Source organism: Halomonas sp. CKK8, assembly GCF_029625235.1.
Taxonomy (GTDB): Bacteria; Pseudomonadota; Gammaproteobacteria; order Pseudomonadales; family Halomonadaceae; genus Halomonas; species Halomonas ventosae.
This window is the reverse complement of the sequence record NZ_CP121193.1, coordinates 3,944,392-3,963,673: the sequence shown is the minus strand read 5'-3', so window position 1 is coordinate 3,963,673 and position 19,282 is coordinate 3,944,392. Positions and strand designations below refer to the sequence as shown.

General features: G+C 67.5%; 16 protein-coding genes. 14 read left to right on the top strand and 2 right to left on the bottom strand.

Annotation, left to right across the window (positions count from 1 at the left end; all coding sequences use genetic code 11):
- The first annotated feature begins 10 nt into the window (after positions 1 to 10).
- The 11 genes from atpA to P8934_RS18590 all read left to right on the top strand — a co-directional run bounded on the left by atpA (position 11) and on the right by P8934_RS18590 (position 13,764).
- Positions 11 to 1,555, top strand: coding sequence for a F0F1 ATP synthase subunit alpha (gene atpA / locus P8934_RS18640; RefSeq protein WP_106231175.1), 1,545 nt, complete (start codon positions 11 to 13; stop codon positions 1,553 to 1,555).
- A gap of 71 nt (positions 1,556 to 1,626) precedes the next feature.
- Entirely contained in the window at positions 1,627 to 2,508 is an 882-nt protein-coding gene (gene atpG / locus P8934_RS18635; RefSeq protein WP_278032335.1) for a F0F1 ATP synthase subunit gamma, read from the top strand.
- Between the two features lie 66 nt (positions 2,509 to 2,574).
- Entirely contained in the window at positions 2,575 to 3,951 is a 1,377-nt protein-coding gene (gene atpD, locus P8934_RS18630; protein WP_278032334.1) for a F0F1 ATP synthase subunit beta, read from the top strand.
- A 25-nt stretch (positions 3,952 to 3,976) separates the two neighbouring features.
- Complete coding sequence (locus tag P8934_RS18625) at positions 3,977 to 4,405, top strand: F0F1 ATP synthase subunit epsilon (RefSeq protein WP_133637157.1); 429 nt, start codon at positions 3,977 to 3,979, stop codon at positions 4,403 to 4,405.
- A gap of 128 nt (positions 4,406 to 4,533) precedes the next feature.
- Positions 4,534 to 5,910 carry a magnesium transporter gene (mgtE, locus tag P8934_RS18620; protein ID WP_278032333.1) on the top strand — a complete coding sequence of 459 codons (1,377 nt, stop codon included), beginning with the start codon at positions 4,534 to 4,536 and terminating at the stop codon, positions 5,908 to 5,910.
- Positions 5,911 to 5,997: 87 nt separating this feature from the next.
- Positions 5,998 to 6,807: an undecaprenyl-diphosphate phosphatase gene (locus P8934_RS18615; protein ID WP_278032332.1), complete on the top strand. Its 810-nt coding sequence runs from the start codon at positions 5,998 to 6,000 to the stop codon at positions 6,805 to 6,807.
- Positions 6,804 to 7,907 carry an FAD:protein FMN transferase gene (locus P8934_RS18610; RefSeq protein WP_278032331.1) on the top strand — a complete coding sequence of 368 codons (1,104 nt, stop codon included), beginning with the start codon at positions 6,804 to 6,806 and terminating at the stop codon, positions 7,905 to 7,907. The genes P8934_RS18615 and P8934_RS18610 overlap by 4 nt, the downstream gene beginning before the upstream one ends.
- A gap of 68 nt (positions 7,908 to 7,975) precedes the next feature.
- A complete protein-coding gene (gene glmU / locus P8934_RS18605) occupies positions 7,976 to 9,343 on the top strand; it encodes a bifunctional UDP-N-acetylglucosamine diphosphorylase/glucosamine-1-phosphate N-acetyltransferase GlmU (protein ID WP_278032330.1) in 1,368 nt (455 codons plus the stop codon).
- Between the two features lie 11 nt (positions 9,344 to 9,354).
- Complete coding sequence (gene glmS, locus P8934_RS18600; protein WP_278032329.1) at positions 9,355 to 11,190, top strand: glutamine--fructose-6-phosphate transaminase (isomerizing); 1,836 nt, start codon at positions 9,355 to 9,357, stop codon at positions 11,188 to 11,190.
- 41 nt (positions 11,191 to 11,231) lie between these two features.
- On the top strand, positions 11,232 to 12,062 hold the full coding sequence (locus P8934_RS18595) for a DUF72 domain-containing protein (protein ID WP_278032328.1): 831 nt from the start codon (positions 11,232 to 11,234) through the stop codon (positions 12,060 to 12,062).
- Positions 12,063 to 12,423: 361 nt separating this feature from the next.
- A complete protein-coding gene (locus P8934_RS18590; protein WP_278032327.1) occupies positions 12,424 to 13,764 on the top strand; it encodes a sodium-dependent transporter in 1,341 nt (446 codons plus the stop codon).
- Positions 13,765 to 13,842: 78 nt separating this feature from the next.
- Here P8934_RS18590 and P8934_RS18585 read toward each other — a convergent pair whose 3' ends face one another.
- Positions 13,843 to 14,058: a hypothetical protein gene (locus tag P8934_RS18585; protein WP_106231186.1), complete on the bottom strand. Its 216-nt coding sequence runs from the start codon at positions 14,056 to 14,058 to the stop codon at positions 13,843 to 13,845.
- A gap of 248 nt (positions 14,059 to 14,306) precedes the next feature.
- Between P8934_RS18585 and hexR the strand changes: the two genes are divergently transcribed.
- The 3 genes from hexR to P8934_RS18570 all read left to right on the top strand — a co-directional run bounded on the left by hexR (position 14,307) and on the right by P8934_RS18570 (position 18,761).
- The gene (gene hexR / locus P8934_RS18580; RefSeq protein WP_278032326.1) at positions 14,307 to 15,170 is read left to right on the top strand and encodes a transcriptional regulator HexR; all 864 of its coding nucleotides are present in this window, start codon (positions 14,307 to 14,309) and stop codon (positions 15,168 to 15,170) included.
- Positions 15,171 to 15,324: 154 nt separating this feature from the next.
- The gene (gene uvrD, locus P8934_RS18575) at positions 15,325 to 17,532 is read left to right on the top strand and encodes a DNA helicase II (RefSeq protein WP_278032325.1); all 2,208 of its coding nucleotides are present in this window, start codon (positions 15,325 to 15,327) and stop codon (positions 17,530 to 17,532) included.
- 128 nt (positions 17,533 to 17,660) lie between these two features.
- Positions 17,661 to 18,761 carry a TRAP transporter substrate-binding protein gene (locus P8934_RS18570; RefSeq protein WP_278032324.1) on the top strand — a complete coding sequence of 367 codons (1,101 nt, stop codon included), beginning with the start codon at positions 17,661 to 17,663 and terminating at the stop codon, positions 18,759 to 18,761.
- 87 nt (positions 18,762 to 18,848) lie between these two features.
- Here P8934_RS18570 and P8934_RS18565 read toward each other — a convergent pair whose 3' ends face one another.
- Entirely contained in the window at positions 18,849 to 19,256 is a 408-nt protein-coding gene (locus tag P8934_RS18565; RefSeq protein WP_106229642.1) for an acyl-CoA thioesterase, read from the bottom strand.
- Positions 19,257 to 19,282 lie beyond the last annotated feature (26 nt).

The window sequence follows — 19,282 nt, the reverse complement described above, 5'->3', positions numbered from 1 at the left end:
GGGACATGGCATGCAGCAACTGAATCCTTCCGAGATCAGCGACATCATCAAGCAGCGTATCGAGAAGCTGGATGTCGCATCCGAAGCCCGCAATCAGGGCACCATCGTCAGCGTCTCCGACGGCATCGTGAAAGTGCACGGCCTCGAGGACGCGATGTTCGGTGAAATGATCGAGTTCCCCGGCAGCATCTTCGGCATGGTGCTCAACCTCGAGCGCGACTCCGTGGGCGCCGTGGTGCTGGGCGACTACCTGCAGCTCGAAGAGGGCATGACCGCCCAGTGCACCGGCCGCATCCTCGAGGTGCCGGTGGGCCCCGAGCTGGTCGGCCGCGTGGTCGATGCCCTGGGCAACCCCATCGATGGCAAGGGCGACATCAACGCCAAGATGACCGATGCGGTGGAGAAGGTCGCCCCCGGCGTCATCACCCGCCAGTCGGTCGACCAGCCGGTGCAGACCGGCCTCAAGTCCATCGATGCCATGGTGCCGATCGGCCGCGGCCAGCGTGAGCTGATCATCGGCGACCGCCAGATCGGCAAGTCGGCCATCGCCATCGATGCCATCATCAACCAGAAAGGCAAGGGCATCACCTGCGTCTACGTGGCCATCGGCCAGAAGCAGTCGACCATTGCCAACGTGGTGCGCAAGCTCGAGGAGCACGGCGCGATGGAGCACACCATCGTGGTCGCCGCCGGCGCCGCCGACCCGGCCCCGATGCAGTTCCTTGCGGCCTACTCCGGCTGCACCATGGGCGAGTACTTCCGCGACCGCGGCGAAGACGCGCTGATCGTCTACGATGACCTCTCCAAGCAGGCCGTGGCCTATCGCCAGGTCTCCCTGCTGCTGCGCCGTCCGCCGGGCCGCGAGGCCTTCCCGGGTGACGTCTTCTACCTCCACTCCCGCCTGCTCGAGCGTGCCGCCCGCGTGAACGCCGACTACGTCGAGAAGTTCACCAACGGAGAGGTGAAGGGCAAGACCGGCTCGCTGACGGCCCTGCCGATCATCGAGACCCAGGGCGGTGACGTCTCGGCCTTCGTGCCGACCAACGTGATCTCCATCACCGACGGTCAGATCTTCCTCGAGACCGACCTGTTCAACTCGGGCATCCGTCCGGCGATCAACGCCGGCCTTTCGGTCTCCCGTGTCGGCGGTTCGGCCCAGACCAAGATCATCAAGAAGCTCGGCGGCAGTGTGCGCCTGGCCCTGGCCCAGTACCGCGAGCTGGCGGCCTTCGCTCAGTTCGCCTCAGACCTGGACGAGGCCACCCGCAAGCAGCTGGAGCATGGTCAGCGCGTCACCGAGCTGATGAAGCAGAACCAGTACTCGCCGATGTCCGTGGCCGAGATGGCCCTCTCCCTGTATGCCGCCAACGAGGGCTACCTGGAAGAGGTCGAGGTCAACAAGGTGCTGGACTTCGAGCGTGCCCTGCGCGACTTCATGAAGGCCGAATACGCCGAGCTGCTCGACAAGATCAACCAGACCGGCGACTACAGCAGCGAGATCCAGGAAGGGCTGAAAGAGGGTCTCGACAAGTTCAAGGCCACTCAGAGCTGGTAATCCCGTTGGCCCGTCCCGCATGCGGGACGGGCCCTGGAGCTTTCTGAGTGCCACGAACGGAGTAGATCGCTATGGCAGCTGCAAAAGAGATACGCACCCAGATCGGGAGCATCAAGAACACGCAGAAGATCACCAGCGCCATGGAAATGGTCGCGGCGTCGAAGATGCGCAAGGCCCAGGACCTGATGAAGGCCAGCCAGCCCTATGCGCGTCAGATCCGCAACGTGGTCTCGCATGTCGCCGATGCCAACCCGGAGTACCGTCACCCCTGGATGGTCGAGCGAGACGCCAAGCGGGTGGGCTATATCGTGGTCTCCACCGACCGTGGCCTGTGTGGCGGCCTGAACGTCAACCTGTTCAAGGCCGTGGTCAAGGATGCCCGGGCGTGGCGCGACCAGGGCGCGGAGCTCGACTTCTGTGCCCTGGGCTCCAAGGCCGGCACCTTCTTCAAGAGCTATGGGGGCAACCTCGTCGCGGCGAAGAGCGGTCTGGGCGAGTCGCCCGAGGTCGAGGACCTGATCGGCAGCGTGAAGGTGATGCTGGATGCCTATGACGAGGGCGAGCTGGACCGCCTGTTCGTGGTGTACAACGAGTTCGTCAACACCATGACCCAGAAGCCGGTGGTCCGTCAGCTGTTGCCCCTGTCGCCCGACATGGGAACGGAATCGCACGACGAAGAAGACACGCGTCCCGGTAGCTGGGACTACCTGTATGAGCCGGATGCCAAGGCGCTGCTGGATAGCCTGCTGGTGCGATTCGTCGAATCGCAGGTCTATCAGGCGGTGGTCGAGAACGGTGCCTGCGAGCAGGCCGCGCGGATGATCGCCATGAAGAGTGCCACCGACAACGCCGGCAATCTCATCGACGACCTGGAGCTGGTGTACAACAAGGCCCGTCAGGCGGCCATTACCCAGGAAATCTCCGAGATCGTCGGTGGTGCCGCCGCCGTATAGCGCCAGGGGAGGCCATGGCCCTCCCGGCATGCAGGTTTCATTTTCAGGTATTTGAGAGGAACCAAGATGAGCGGACGTATCGTACAAATCATCGGCGCGGTGATTGACGTAGAGTTTCCGCGGGACAACGTGCCCAAGGTCTACGACGCGCTGAAGGTCTCGGATGTCGAGACCATTCTCGAGACCCAGCAGCAGCTGGGTGACGGCGTGGTGCGCACCATCGCCATGGGTTCCACCGAGGGGCTCAAGCGCGGCATGGACGTCACCAACACCGGCGCGGCCATCTCCGTGCCGGTGGGCAAGGCGACGCTGGGCCGCATCATGAACGTGCTCGGCGAGCCCATCGACGAGGCGGGCGAGATCGGCGAAGAAGAGCGCATGCCGATCCACCGCAAGGCCCCGGGCTACGCCGACCAGGCGGCCTCCAACGAGCTGCTCGAGACCGGCATCAAGGTCATCGACCTGGTCTGCCCGTTCGCCAAGGGCGGCAAGGTCGGCCTGTTCGGCGGCGCCGGCGTGGGCAAGACCGTCAACATGATGGAGCTGATCCGCAACATCGCCACCGAGCACAGCGGTTACTCGGTGTTTGCGGGCGTCGGCGAGCGGACCCGTGAGGGTAACGACTTCTACCACGAGATGACCGAGTCCAACGTCATCGACAAGGTGTCGCTGGTCTACGGCCAGATGAACGAGCCGCCCGGCAACCGCCTGCGCGTGGCGCTGACCGGCCTGACCATCGCCGAGAAGTTCCGCGATGAAGGCCGCGACGTGCTGCTGTTCGTCGACAACATCTACCGCTATACCCTGGCCGGTACCGAGGTCTCTGCCCTGCTGGGCCGGATGCCCTCCGCGGTGGGTTACCAGCCGACCCTGGCCGAGGAGATGGGTGTGCTCCAGGAGCGCATCACCTCCACCAAGACCGGCTCGATCACCTCCGTGCAGGCCGTCTACGTCCCCGCGGACGACCTGACCGACCCGTCGCCGGCGACCACCTTCTCGCACCTGGACGCCACCGTGGTACTGGCGCGCTCCATCGCCGAGCTGGGTATCTATCCGGCCATCGATCCGCTGGACTCCACCTCGCGCCAGCTCGACCCGCTGGTCGTCGGCGAGGAGCACTACAACACCGCCCGCGGCGTGCAGAACGTGCTGCAGCGCTACAAGGAGCTCAAGGACATCATCGCGATCCTGGGCATGGACGAGCTGTCCGACGAGGACAAGCTGGCCGTGTCGCGGGCGCGCAAGATCCAGCGCTTCCTGTCGCAGCCGTTCTTCGTGGCCGAGGTGTTCACCGGGTCGCCCGGCAAGTACGTGTCCCTCAAGGACACCATCCGCGGCTTCCAGGGCATCCTCGACGGCGAGTACGACGAGTTGCCGGAGCAGGCCTTCTACATGGTCGGCACCATCGACGAGGCCGTCGAGAAAGCCAACCAGATGAAGTAATCCCGTCTACCTGGGAGACGTCGTCATGACGAAAAGCTTCAAGTGCGAGATCGTCAGCGCCGAGGAGGGGATCTTCTCCGGCCAGATCGAGCGGGTCATCGCCACCGGGCGCATGGGCGAGCTGGGGATCCTACCCGGCCACGCCCCGCTGCTGACCGAGCTCAAGCCGGGCCCGGTGCGCGTGATCCATGATGGCGGCCAGGAGGAGAACTACTATGTCTCGGGAGGCTTCCTGGAAGTCCAGCCGGATGTGGTGACCATCCTGGCCGACGCGGCCACTCGCGCCCATGACCTCGATGAGGCGGCGGCCGAGGAGGCACGTCAGCATGCGCTGAAGAGCCTCAACGACAAGTCCGCCGAGCTGGACTATACCCGGGCATCGGCCGAACTGGCCGAGGCTGCCGCCCAGCTGCGCACGATCCAGCAACTGCGCAAGAAGGCCGGCAAGGGCTGATCCTGCCTCGTGCCGTCGACCGCGCCCCCCGTACCCAGTGTCCGGGGGGCGTTGTCGTCTCTGGCCGCCACCGTCCCTCACACCTCGCGGCCACCGGCTGACGACACGGCGTTCACAGGAGGATAGCCATGTCCCTCGATGAGACCCTGCAGCCGCATCGTGCGGCGCTGATGACCGCCCTGGAGGAGGAGGACGGTGATCGGCTCGGCGTGCTGCTGCGCGAGCTGCGTTCGGCGGACATCGGCGAGCTCGTCGAGGATGCCCTGGGTGAGGAGGAGGAGGGCCTGCCGGTGGCCCTGGCGCTGCTCGACGGCCTGCCCCTCGAGCGGCGGGCCAATGTGCTGGGCTACCTGCCCGGCGAGGAGCAGCGAGCGGTCGCCGAGGCGATGGAGGACAAGGCGCTGCTGCTGCTGCTCGAGGAGATGGGCTCCGACGAGCGGACCGACCTCTTCAAGGTGCTGGACGAGGATCGGCGCGAGGCCCTGCTGCGGCGCATGGCCCACCGCGAGCGCGAGGAGCTCAAGCGGCTGGCGAGCTACGAGGAGGGCACCGCCGGGGCGATCATGACCTCGGACTACGTGGCCATCCCGACCGGCATGACCGTCTCCCGCGCCCTGATGCGGGTGCGGCAGACGGCCCCGGATGCCGAGACGGTCTACCAGCTCTATATCGTCGACCCCGAGGGACGCCTGGCCGGCACCCTGTCGCTGCGCCAGCTGATGGTGGCGCGCCCCGGGGCGCTGATCGACGACCTGATGATCAAGGACGTGATCAGCGCCAGCGTGGACGAGGCCCAGGAGGAGGTGGCACGCACCGTCGCCCGCTACGACCTGCTGGCGCTGCCGGTGGTCGACACCGAGTGGCGCCTGGTGGGAATCGTCACCCATGACGACGCCATGGACGTGGTGGAGTCCGAGGCCACCGAGGATATCCACAAGGGGATGTCCATCGGCGCGCTGGAGGACGGGGTCAGCCGGGTGCCGCTGTGGAGCCTCTACCGCAAGCGGGTCACCTGGCTGGTGCTGCTGGTGTTCGGCAACCTCTTCTCCGGGGCCGGCATCGCCTACTTCGAGGAGACCATCGCCGCCCAGGTGGCGCTGGTCTTCTTCCTGCCGCTGCTGATCGGCAGTGGTGGCAACGCCGGTGCCCAGGCCGCCACCCTGATGGTGCGCGGCATGGCCACCGGTGACGTGGGCGTCAAGGACTGGGGCAAGCTGCTGGGCCGCGAGCTGCTGGTGGCCGGCTCCCTGGGGCTGACCATGGCGCTGGCCGTGGCCCCCATCGGGGTGATCCGCGGCGGCGAGGCGGTGGCGATGGTGGTGGCGGTGAGCATGATCTGTATCGTGCTGTTCGGCAGCCTGCTGGGCATGTGCCTGCCCTTCGTGCTCGACCGCCTGGGCTGGGACCCGGCCACCGCCTCGGCGCCGCTGGTGACCACCGTGATCGATGCCTCGGGGGTGGTGATCTACTTCGGCTTCGCCACCGCCATGCTGTCAGGCGTCTGACCCCCTGGCGGCGGACAGCCGGGCCGCGGATGTGTATCCTCTGCTTCCGCCGAGGTGTCGGCGCCTTCCACCCACACGGACCGTTTCATGGACTGGCTACAGATCGTTGTTCTCTCGATCGTTCAGGGATTGACCGAGTTCCTGCCGATCTCCAGCTCCGCCCACCTGATCCTGGTGCCGGTCTTCACCGACTGGACCGACCAGGGCTTGGCCTTCGACGTCGCCCTGCACATCGGCAGCCTGAGCGCGGTGGTGCTCTACTTCCGCCATGAGCTGGTCGGCATGACCGCCAGCTGGTGCCGAAGCGTGGTGGGGCGCGGCACCGATGAGGAAGCGCGTCTGGCCTGGTGGGTGATCCTCGCCACCATCCCGGTGGGGCTCGCGGGGTTGGCCTTCCAGGACACCATCGAGGTCGTCATGCGCTCACCGCTGGTCATCGCCGGCGGCCTGATCGGTTTCGGCCTGCTGCTCGCCTACGCCGACTGGTGCCGCCGCGGCTCGCGCAACGAGTACCACCTGAGCTGGCAGGATGCCCTCTGGATCGGCCTGGCCCAGGCCCTGGCGCTGATCCCCGGCACCTCCCGTTCCGGCATCACCATGACCGCGGGGCTGCTGCTGGGCCTGAACCGGGAGAGCGCGGCACGCTTCTCCTTCCTGCTGTCGATCCCGGTGATCGTGCTGGCCGGTGGCCTGGAGATCGTCGGGCTCGCCGGCGCCCCCGGACCGGTGGACTGGGACGCCCTGATCATGGGGGCGCTGCTCTCGGGCATCAGTGCCTATTTCTGCATCCACTTCTTCCTGGTCTTCATCAAGCGCATCGGCATGCAGCCCTTCGTGGTCTACCGCCTGGTGCTGGGCGTGGCCCTGATCTGGCTATTCGGAGGTTCCCCGTCATGAGCGTCTGGCGTTCCCTGTGGCTGCTCCTGCTGATCCTCGTGATGGCGGGCTGCTCCGAACGCGACCGGCCGCTGGACTCGCCGGTGACCCTGGAGGGAGAGACCTTCGGCACCTTCTACCAGGTGACCATCGCCGACCCCCTGACCCAGGGGGAGGCCAATGAGCTGGAGGAGGGCATCCAGGCCGAGCTCGAGGCGGTGGATGCGGCCATGTCCACCTGGCGCGAGGATTCCGAACTCATGGCCTTCAACGAGGCGCCGCTGGGCGAGTGGCAGCCGCTCTCCGACGCGCTGATCGAGGTGCTGGCCATCGGCCAGTCGGTGGCCGAGGCCAGCGACGGGGCCTTCGACATGACCATCGGCGGGCTGGTCAACCTGTGGAGCTTCGGGCCCGAGGCACGCCCCCGGGAGGTACCGGACGAGGCCACCCTGGCCGCCCGACTGGCCGAGATCGGCCCCGACAGCCTGGAGGTCGACGAGCAGGCGTTCCAGGCGCGTCGCCTGCGCGATGTCTTCGTCGACCTCTCCGGCGTGGCCAAGGGCCATGCCACCGACCGGGTGGTGGCCTACCTGACCCGGCAGGAGCTCGACCACTTTCTGGTCAACCTGGGCGGCGAGGTCAGGGTGCGCGGCCATCGTGACGCCGAGTCCGAGCCCTGGCGCATCGGCGTCGAGATCCCCCGGGATGGCCCCCAGGCCGCCCGGCATGTGTTGCCGCTGGAGGACATCGCGGTGGCCACCTCCGGCGACTACCGCAACTACTTCGAACACGACGGCCAGCGCTACTCCCATACCCTGGACCCGCGCACCGGCCGGCCCATCGACCACCGCCTGGCCTCGGTCACCGTCGTCCACCCCTCCGACGCCTGGGCCGATGCCTGGGCCACCGCCCTGCTGGTGCTCGGCGAGGAGGCGGGCATGGCGCTGGCCCGGGAGCGCTCGCTCGCGGTCCTGATGCTGGTGCGCCAGGGCGAGGGCTGGACGAGCCTCGCCAGCCCGGCCTTCGTGGACCATTTCGGCCGCGAGGCCGTCGACGACCTCGGCGTCACCGTGGTCGATGGACCGGCATCCGGCGCGGCGGCGGATGCGAGCCGCCCCTAGACATGGCGGGAGAGGCGCGACGCCCCCTAGAATAGACGGGATCAGACGAACCAGCACAAGGAGTCATGATGACGCTCGACGTGGTGATACTGGCAGCGGGGCAGGGAACCCGCATGCGCTCGACCCGGCCCAAGGTGCTGCACCGCCTGGCCGGCAAGCCGATGGTGCGTCACGTGATCGACACTGCCCGGGGCCTCGAGGCCGAGCGCACCCATGTGGTGGTGGGCCACGGGGCCGAGCAGGTCCGCGAGGCACTGGCCGACTGCCGGGTGCACTTCGCCCTGCAGGCCGAGCAGAAGGGCACCGGCCATGCCGTGGCCCAGACCCTGGAGGCGCTCGGCGAGGGCCGGGTGCTGGTGCTCTACGGCGACGTGCCGCTGATCCGCCGCGAGACCCTGGTCGCGCTGCTGGCCCACGTCGACGAGCGGCACCTGGGCCTGCTCACCGTGACCCTGGAGGACCCCGCAGGCTACGGGCGCATCCTGCGCAATGCGGCCGGTGAGGTGGTGGCCATCGTCGAGCACAAGGATGCCTCCGAGACCGAGCGGGCTGTGCGCGAGTGCAATACCGGCATCATGGCCATGACCGCCGCCCAGCTGCGGCGCTGGCTGCCGCGTCTCTCCGCCGACAACACCCAGGGCGAGTACTACCTGACCGACATCATCGCCATGGCCGCCGCCGAGGGCGTGAGCATCGCCACCGCCCAGCCGGCGCGACCGCTGGAGGTCGAGGGCGTCAACAACCGTGCCCAGATGGCCCGCCTGGAGCGCGCCCACCAGCACGACATCGCCGAGCGACTGATGGAGCAGGGGGTGGCGCTGGCCGACCCGTCGCGCCTCGACGTGCGTGGCCGCCTGACCTGCGGCCATGACGTGGAGATCGACGTGAGCTGCGTCTTCGAAGGCGAGGTGGAACTGGGCGAGGGGGTGCGCATCGGTCCCCACTGCGTGATCCGCGACAGCCATGTCGGCGCCGAGAGCGTGGTCGACTCCCACAGCGTCCTCGACGGGGCGGTGGTGGCCGGGCGCAATCGCATCGGTCCCTTCGCCCGGCTGCGGCCCGGCTCGCGGCTGGCGGTGGGGGCCCGGGTCGGCAACTTCGTCGAGACCAAGAACGTCGAGGTGGGCGAGGGCAGCAAGATCAACCACCTGAGCTATGTGGGCGACGCCCGGCTCGGGCATGATGTCAACGTCGGTGCCGGGACCATCACCTGCAACTACGATGGCGTCAACAAGCACCGCACCGAGATCGGCGACGAGGCCTTCATCGGCTCCAACACGGCGCTGGTGGCGCCGGTCAGTGTCGGCCGCGGCGCCACCGTGGGTGCCGGCTCGACCATCAGCAAGGATGTCGCCGACAACGCCCTGGCCGTCTCCCGGGGCCGCCAGGTGAGCAAGGCCGACTGGCCGCGGCCGACCAAGCGCCAGGAACCCTGAGGAGAGGTCATATGTGTGGAATCGTCGGTGCCGTTGCCGAACGCAACGTCCAGGGTATCCTGCTGGAGGGGCTCAAGCGCCTGGAATACCGCGGCTATGACTCCGCCGGCATGGCGGTGCTCGCCCCGGAGGGCCGCCTGCAGCGACGGCGTGCCCTGGGCAAGGTGGCGGCCCTGGAGGAGCGCCTGGTCGCCGAGCCGCTGCCGGGACGCAGCGGGATCGCCCATACCCGCTGGGCGACCCATGGCCGCCCCAGCGAGGTGAATGCCCATCCGCACCAGTCCGGCGAACGGCTGGCGGTGGTACACAACGGCATCATCGAGAACCATGAGGCGCTGCGGCGCGAGCTCGAGGCCGAGGGCTACGCCTTCACCTCCGAGACCGATACCGAGGTGATCGCCCACCTCCTGGAGCGGGAGAGCCGCGAGGCCGGTGACCTGCTCACCGCCGTTCGGCGGGTACTGGCCCGGCTGGACGGCGCCTATGCGCTGGGGGTGATCCATGCCGAGGAACCCGACGTCGTCATCGGGGCCCGCAAGGGTAGCCCGCTGGTGGTGGGGGTGGGCATCGACGAGGCCTTCCTGGCCTCCGACCCCCTGGCCCTGCTGCAGGTCACCGACCGCTTCATCTACCTCGAGGAGGGCGACGCAGTGCGCCTCTCCGCCGGCGGGCGCATCGAGGTGTTCGATGCCCGGGGCATGCCGGTCGAGCGCGAGGTGCAGACCTTCGAGCATGGCGACGGGGCGGCCAGCAAGGGCGACTATCGCCACTTCATGCTCAAGGAGATCCATGAGCAGCCGATGGTGATCGCGGCCGCCCTGGAGGGGCGCCTGGGCGAGCGCTCGGTGCTGGTGGAGAGTTTCGGCCCCGAGGCCGAGGCCCTCTTCCGGCAGGTCAGGCAGATCCACATCGTCGCCTGCGGCACCAGCTACCATGCCGGCATGGTGGCCCGCTACTGGCTCGAGCGCTACGCCGGGGTGCCGGTGCAGGTGGAGGTTGCCTCGGAGTATCGCTATCGCCAGGTGGTGGTGCCGGAGGGCACCCTCTTCGTGACCCTCTCCCAGTCCGGCGAGACCGCCGATACCCTGGCGGCGCTGCGCTTCGCGCGGGAGCGCGGCTATCTGGCCAGCCTGGCGATCTGCAACGTGCCGGGCAGCTCGCTGGTGCGCGAGTCGGACCTGACCCTGATGACCCAGGCCGGGCCCGAGATCGGCGTGGCCTCCACCAAGGCCTTCACCACCCAGCTCACCGCCCTGATGCTGATGACCCTGGCGCTCGGCCGGGTACGAGGCCTGGCCGAGGCCGAGCAGGCAAGCCTGGTCCAGGGGCTGCGTGAACTGCCCGGCCTGGTGGCACGGGTACTGGAGCTGGACCCGGCCATCGAGCGGCTCTCCATGGCCTTCGCCGAGAAGCACCATGCCCTCTTCCTGGGCCGCGGCGCCCACTTTCCCATCGCCCTGGAGGGCGCGCTCAAGCTCAAGGAGATCTCCTATATCCACGCCGAGGCCTACCCGGCGGGCGAGCTCAAGCACGGTCCGCTGGCGCTGGTCGACAGCGAGATGCCGGTCATCTCCGTGGCGCCCAACGACGAGCTCCTCGACAAGCTCAAGTCGAACCTTCAGGAGGTCCGCGCCCGGGGGGGCGAGCTCTTCGTCTTCGCCGACGAGCAGGTGGGACTGAACGAGGAGGAGCACGTTCACGTGCTGCGCCTGCCCCATGTGCACGAGGCGCTGGCGCCGATCCTCTATACCCTGCCGCTGCAGCTGCTCAGCTACCACGTGGCGGTGCTCAAGGGCACCGACGTGGACCAGCCGCGCAACCTGGCCAAGTCCGTCACCGTGGAGTGAACCCGCTGGATGCTCCGCCGCGCCTTCACCTGGGGCTGCCCATGTGGGCCAATCCCGACTGGCGCGGCGGCCTCTATCCGCCCCATGGCGGCAATCAGGGCTGGCTGGCCGACTACGCCCGGGTGTTCTCCACCGTGGAGGGCAACACCACCTTCTACAGTGGCGCCCCGCGGGCCGAGACGGTGGCAGCCTGGGCCCGCCAGGCACCACCGGACTTTCGCTTCTGCTTCAAGCTGCCGGGGAGCCTGACCCACGAGCGGCGTCTCGCCGCCATCGAGGCCGACCTCGATGCCTTCCTCGAGGCACTCTCCCCGCTGCATGACCGGCTTGGCCCGATGATGGTCCAGCTGCCCCGGGATTTCGGTCCCGACGAGCTGCCGCGGCTGGAGCATCTGCTGGCACGCTGGCCGGCAGGGATTCCCTGTGCGGTGGAAGTGCGCCACAGGGAATTTTTCCACAAGGGGAGGGCCGAGAAGGCCCTCAACCGAATGTTGATAACTTATGGCGCTAACCGTGTAATGCTCGACGTGCGTCCACTCTTCGCCACCGCCCCCGGCGCCCACCCGGGGCTCCAGCATGCCCAGGCCGAGAAGCCGAGAGTCCCATTACACGTGCTTTCCACGGGGGACAGCCCGCTGGTGCGTTTCATCGGCCACCTCGACGGCGACCTCAACGAGCGCTGTTTCATGCCCTGGATCGAGCGACTCATCCTGTGGATAAATCAGGGGAAAACCCCTTACCTGATGGTGCATACGCCGGACAACCGCGGGGCGCCGGAACTGGCGCGCCGTCTGCATTCGCGGCTTCGTGAACACTGTCCACTCCCCGCCCTCGAGGCCTTCGCCGGCGAGCGCCAGGCGACGCTCTTCTAGGCGCGCTTCAGGCCGTCGCACTACGCCCAAAGGGGGAGGCAATAATCTCGCCATCGTGGCTGGCCATCGAGCGTTTGATCGGATAGTTTTATGGGCCGGAGTGCCAATACCCATGGATATTGACTGGATCCTACGCATAACCCGCGTGGATCTTGCGAGTATCTGGCACCCGGGCATTCTCCCGTTCCCTGCCGCACCGGCCCGGGACGTGCGAGATGCGACACGGCAGCGATCCTGCCTGGATCCTGTCATGCTCTGGACGGCGTCGTGTGACCCATGGCGCCCTGGACGTGGCAATGACAAGCACAAGCCGTCATCGCGCCGGACCGGCCGTTGGCGACACGTACACTCAGGGTGAAACATGTCGAAACTCTCCCACGCACAGTGGTCATCGAAGATGGCCTTCATCCTGGCAGCCACCGGTTCGGCGGTGGGGCTGGGCAATATCTGGCGCTTTTCCTACATGGTGGGTGATAGCGGGGGCGCCGCCTTCGTGCTCATCTATCTGGCCTGTGTGGCCCTGGTGGGCCTGCCGATCCTGGTGGCCGAATGGCTGATCGGCCGCCGTGGGCAGGAAAACCCGATCAACTCCATGGTCGACCTGGCCCGCAGGAATGGCCGTCTGCCCGCCTGGGCACTGGTCGGGGCCAGCGGGGTGCTGGCCGCCTTCCTGATCCTCTCCTTCTACAGCGTGATTGGTGGCTGGTCCCTCTCCTATACCCTCGGTTCGGTGACCGGCGCCTTTACCGGCCAGGATTCCGACGGCGTCAGCGAGATCTTCACCGGCCTGCTGGGTAACCCCGTGGCCCTGACCCTGTGGCATACCGCCTTCATGGCGCTGGTGATCTGGATCGTGGCGCGTGGTGTCACCAAGGGCCTGGAGGGCGCCGTGCGCACCCTGATGCCGGCACTGGTGGTGCTGATGCTGGTGCTGGTGGGTTACGGCATGACCACCGGCCATTTCGGCGAGGCGCTGGCCTTCATGTTCAGCCCCGACTGGGGCGCGGTCACCGGCGAAGTGGTGCTGGCTGCCATGGGCCAGGCCTTCTTCACCCTGTCGCTGGGCATGGGCATCATGATGGCCTACGGCTCCTACCTGGGCGAGGACGTCAACCTGATCGGCACGGCGCGGACGGTGATCATCCTGGATACCACCATCGCCCTGCTGGCGGGCCTGGCCATCTTCCCCATCGTCTTCGCCAACGGCCTGAGCCCGGGCGAGGGACCCGGCCTGATCTTCGTCACCCTGCCACTGGCCTTCGGCAACATGACCGGTGGCATGATCCTCGGCCTGATGTTCTTCCTGCTGCTGACCTTCGCCGCGCTGACCTCGGCGATCTCGCTGCTGGAGCCGGTGGTGGAGCTGATGGAGGAGCGCACCCCGCTCTCCCGCGTGGCGGCCACCCTGGTGGGCGGCGTGGCGGTCTGGGCGCTGGGTATCGCGGCGCTGATGTCGTTCAACGTCTGGAGCGAGCTGTCGATTGCGGGCCTGAACATCTTCGACTTCCTGGACACCCTGACCAGCAAGTTCCTGCTGCCGCTGACCGGCCTGGGGGCCATCCTGTTCGTGGCCTGGCGGCTGGACCGCGACAGCGTGGCGACCGAGCTGAACCTCTCCGGCGGGCAGGCGACGCTGTGGCACCTGGTGTCCCGTTTCGTGGCCCCGGTGGGCGTGATCCTGGTCTTCGTCTCGAGCCTCTGAGCCGACAATGTCGGACAGACCGGCACGATGTACCTTCAACGAGCCCCGCCCCGGCGGGGCTCGTTGCGTGATGCGACCTCAGTGCATCTCGTCTTCCGCCAGCTCCTCGTCGGGGAGCGGGGCGATGTCCCGGCTCAGGCGCTTGAATTCGTTGTGCAGTTCGATGCCGCGCCGGGCGCGCAGGTTGCGCTGGGCGGCGGTGCGTGAACGCTGCTCGTGTTCGACGACTTCCATGCTCATGAAGATGTCGAGAAGCTCACTCTTGAGGGAGGATAACCGTTCGACATTGCGCATGATCGACTCTCCTAAAAGATTCGCGACACTGCATGTCTTACTATACCCCACTTGACAGAATGATGACGGCGCCTGCTGCGAGCGCACAACGCTGTGCCAACGCTCGCCGCCTGCGCGGCTGTTCGGCCGTACCCAGGCGCCGAAGTGCGCATCGGTCGCCGGCTTGGGGCATACTGTGAGCATGAACCCGCCAATCGTTCCGCCGTTCCGCCCTCGTCGCGGGGCGGCCAGTCCGCAAGGAGTCCCGCGTGAGCCGCGCCCTGTTCGATGAGATGAGACGTCGCATGGAGCACTTCCGCCGCTCCGAGCAGAAGGTGGCGCGCTTCGTGCTGCGCCAACCCGAGGAAGTGATCCACATGCGCATCGTCGACCTGGCCACCGAGGCCAAGGTCAGCGAGCCCACCGTGGTGCGCTTCTGCCGCGCCCTGGGATGCAACGGCTTCCAGGACTTCAAGCTCCAGCTGGCGCAGATGCTGGCCTCGGGCAGCCAGTTCGCCCAGTTCTCGATGAATGACAGCGACTCGGTGGCGGAATTCTCCCAGAGCATCTTCGATTCCACCGTGGGCACCTTGCTCTCGGTGCGCGACCGGCTCGACAACGAGGCGCTGAGCCAGGCCATCAATGCCCTGGCCATGGCCAACCGGGTAGAGTTCTATGGCTTCGGCGCCTCCGGCGCGGTGGCCTTCGATGCCCAGCACAAGTTCTTCCGCCTGCAGATCTCCACGGCGGCCTACGCCGACCCGCACATGCAGAACATGTCGGCGGTCACCCTCAATGAGGGTGACGTGGTGGTGGCGATCTCCCAGACCGGCCGCACCCGGGCGCTGGTGGCCAGCGTGCGCCTGGCCCGCGAAGCCGGCGCCACGGTGATCGGGCTCTGCCCCAGCGGCTCGCCGCTGGCCGAGGAGGTCACGCTGCCGCTCTACATCGATGTCCACGAGGACACCGAGATCTATACCCCGATGAGCTCGCGCATCGCCCACCTGGTGCTCATCGACGTGCTGGCGGTGGGCGTGGCCAAGACCCGTGGCCCGAAGCTCGCCGAGCAGCTCCGCGAAGTAAAGAAGAGCCTCAACCCGCTGCGCTTCCCTGAGCAGGAGGGCAAGCCCTAGGCCTGCGGCCAGCTACCAGCATCAAGGAGAAAGTGACAAGGAAACCCCTTGGCTGACCCTTGAGCTTCAGGGGTACCCTGCTCGGCGCGTCCGGCTCCGCCGGGCGCGATATGCTAAGCTATCGGCCCATTTTCCGAGCAGCGATGCCTTCCCCATGGACGACGTCACGGCGATTCTCGATCACATGAACCCGGCCCAGCGCGAGGCTGTCAGTGCGCCTCAGGGCAACATGCTGGTGCTGGCCGGGGCCGGGTCCGGCAAGACCCGGGTGCTGGTGCATCGCATCGCCTGGCTGATGCAGGCCGAGGGGCTCTCGCCCTACGCCGTGCTCGCCGTGACCTTCACCAACAAGGCGGCCCGCGAGATGCGCACCCGCCTGGAGGCGCTGCTGGGCATCTCCTTGCGCAATGTCTGGGTGGGCACCTTCCACTCCATCGCCCATCGCTTGCTGCGCACCCACTGGCAGGATGCCCGGCTGCCCCAGCACTTCCAGATCATCGACAGCGACGACCAGCTGCGGCTGGTCAAGCGGCTGCTCAAGGACCACCGCATCGATGACGAGCGCTTCCCGCCGCGCCAGGTGCAGTCGTTCATCTCCGGCTGCAAGGAGGAGGGGCTGCGCCCCCACCAGGTCGATGCCCATGGCGATGCCTACCTGGCCCAGATGGTCGAGCTCTACGAGCGCTACCAGCTGACCTGCGAGCGAGGTGGCCTGGTGGACTTCGGCGAGCTCCTGCTCCGCAGTCTCGAGCTGCTGCGGGACAACCCGGCGCTGCTGGCCCACTACCAGGCGCGCTTCGGCCATGTGCTGGTCGATGAGTTCCAGGACACCAATACCCTGCAGTACGCCTGGCTCAAGCTGCTCACCGGCATGAAGACCCCGATGACCGTGGTGGGCGACGACGACCAGTCGATCTACGGCTGGCGCGGGGCGCGCATCGAGAACATCCGGCGCTTCGAGCAGGAGTTCCCCGGCACGAAGACCGTACGACTGGAGCAGAACTACCGCTCTACCAGCGCCATCCTCGAGGCCGCCAATGCCCTGATCCGCCACAACAGCGAGCGCATGGGCAAGGAGCTGTGGACCGAGGGCGCCAGGGGCGAGCCGATCTCCGTCTACTCGGGCTTCAACGACCTGGATGAGGCGCGCTTCATCGTCGACACCATCCGCGAGAAGGTCGAGGAGGGCTTCAACCGGCGCGAGATCGCCATCCTCTACCGCTCCAACGCCCAGTCCCGGGTGCTGGAGGAGACCCTGATCCGCCAGGGCGTGCCCTACCGCATCTACGGCGGCCAGCGCTTCTACGAGCGCCTGGAGATCAAGAACGCCCTGGCCTACCTGCGGCTGCTGCTCAACCGCGATGACGATGCCTCCCTGGAGCGGGTGATCAACGTCCCGGCTCGGGGCATCGGCACCCGCACCGTGGAGGTGCTGCGCCACCGCGCCCGGCAGAGCGAGGTCTCGCTGTGGCAGGCGCTGCACGACAGCCTGCTGGATGCCTCGCTCAAGGGGCGGGCCGCCACGGCGGTGCGTGCCTTCGCCGACCTGATCGAACGCCTCGACAACGACACCGCCGGCCTGGCGCTCCACGAGATCATCGATCACGTGATCGAGCGCAGCGGCCTGATCGAGCACCATCGCAGCGAGAAGGGCGAGAAGGGGCAGGCCCGGGTCGAGAACCTGGAGGAACTGGTCACCGCCGCCAAGGCCTTCACCCAGGGCGAGAGCTTCGATCCCCCCGAGGCCGGCGAGGGTACCGCGGCCCTGGAGGCCTTCCTCTCCGAGGCCGCGCTGAACGCCGGCGACCACGAGGCCGACGAGTTCGAGGACTGCGTGCAGCTGATGACCCTGCACTCGGCCAAGGGCCTGGAGTTCCCGGTGGTGTTCATCGCCGGCGTCGAGGAGGGCCTGTTCCCGCACAAGATGTCCATGGAGGAGCCGGGGCGCCTGGAGGAGGAGCGGCGGCTCTGCTACGTGGGCCTGACCCGTGCCATGCGCAAGCTCTACCTGACCCACGCCGAGCTGCGCCGCCTGCACGGCAAGGAGACCTTCCAGCGCGCCTCGCGCTTCCTGCGCGAACTGCCCGAAGAGTATCTCGAGGAGGTGCGGCTGCGCGGCCAGATCTCCCGGCCCGTGACCGCCGGCCGCCCGGCCATGGGGCTCTCGCGGCAGACTTCGGTGGACGGGGGCGATGAGTTGCCGTCGCTCTCGCTGGGCCAGCGGGTCAGCCATCCAGTGTTCGGCGAGGGGGTGATCCTCAACGCCGAGGGGGAGGGCGAGCGTGCCCGGGTCCAGGTCAGCTTCGAGGGCGAGGGCGACAAGTGGCTGGTGCTGGGGTTCGCCAAGCTGACGCCGCTCTGATTTTCGTTGACGTTGACGTCAGGTGCGGGCACTTGCCGGGCAATTCGGCCTTGACGCATACTCGTGAGCGGACACGCCTTAGCCCGCATCCACTGCGGGAACAATAATCCTCCTGGAGTCACGCTCGCATGCAACGTCGCCTCTTCCTCAAGAACAGCCTCAAGACCATCGGCGCCGGTGCCGCCGCCGGCGCCGCCGCCCCCTTCATCTCCACGGCCAGCGCCCAGGAGACCATCACCTGGGACATGGTGACCTCCTGGCCCAAGAACTTCCCGGCGCTGGGCACCGGCGCCAACGATTTCGCCGCGCGCATCGAGCGCCTCTCCGGTGGCCGCATGAAGGTCCGCGTGCATGGCGCGGGCGAGCTGGTGCCGGCCATGGAGGTGTTCGACGCGGTGGGCGAGGGCACCGCCCAGATGGGCCACTCCGCCTCCTATTACTGGCGCGGCAAGACCCTGGCCTCCCAGTTCTTCACCGCCGTGCCCTTCGGCATGAACACCACCGAGACCAACGCCTGGCTCTACCATGGGGGCGGTCTTGAACTCTGGGACGAGATTTACGCCAAGCACAACCTCAAGCCCTTCCCGGTGGGCAATACCGGCACCCAGATGGCCGGCTGGTTCAAGAAGGAGATCAACTCGCTGGAGGACATGCAGGGGCTCAAGCTGCGCCTGCCGGGACTGGCCGGCGAGGCCATGAACGGCATCGGCGTGACCACCGTGAACACCCCGGGCTCCGAGATCTTCACCTCCCTGCAGACCGGCGTTCTGGATGCCGCCGACTGGGTCGGTCCCTACAATGACCTGGCCTTCGGCCTGCACCAGGTAGCCAAGTACTACTACACCTCGGCCTGGAACGAGCCCAGCGCCATCCTCGAGGGCACGGTCAACCTGGAAGCCTGGAACGCCTTGCCCGACGACCTCAAGGCGGTGGTCAGCGAGGCGGCCATGGCCTCCAACCTGGCGATGATCAGCGAGTTCGCGGTGCGCAACGCCGAGGCGCTCGATACCCTGGTCAGCGAGCATGGCGTGGAACTGCGCACCTTCCCGGAGGAGGTACTGGAAGCGCTCTACGCCTCCTCCCAGGAGGTGCTCCAGAAGCAGGTGGAAGCCGACGAGGAGTCGCGGAAGGTCTACGACTCCTACACCGCCTTCCAGCAGAAGGTGCAGCGCTTCACCGACGTGGGCGAGTTCGCCTACCTGAAGACCCGGGAGAAGGTCGGCGCCTGAGGCGCGGCCTCGCCCGCCATCCCGCCATGGGCGCCCCTGCGGGCGCCCATTCTCGCTACGGGGATGGTGATGGGGAGGGCGACGGCATCAGTCGCCCTGGCGCGCGGCCCGGATCCGCCCGTTGTCGTCCAGGGCGACCATCACGAAGCGGGCCTCGGTGACCTTGTGCAACTCGTCGGGGTCGCGTTCATGGGGGGCACGGATCCACACTTCCACGTCGATCTTGATCGAGCTGTGGCCGATCTCGCTGACCCGGGTGAAGATGTTGACCATCGAGCCCACCCGCACCGGGCAGAGGAAGTCCATGGCCTCGATGGCCACGGTGGCCGTGCGGCCCCGGGCCTCGCGGCCGGCGGCCACCTCGGCGGCCTGGTCCATCCGGGCGACCAGCCAGCCGCCGGGGATGTCGCCGTGAAGGTTGGTATCCTGGCGACTGGCCAGCTGCTTGAGGGTCAGTCGGCCCTGGGGGGCGGGAATATCGTCGATGTCTGTCATGGAAGCCTGAGCGACTCGGGTTGTTG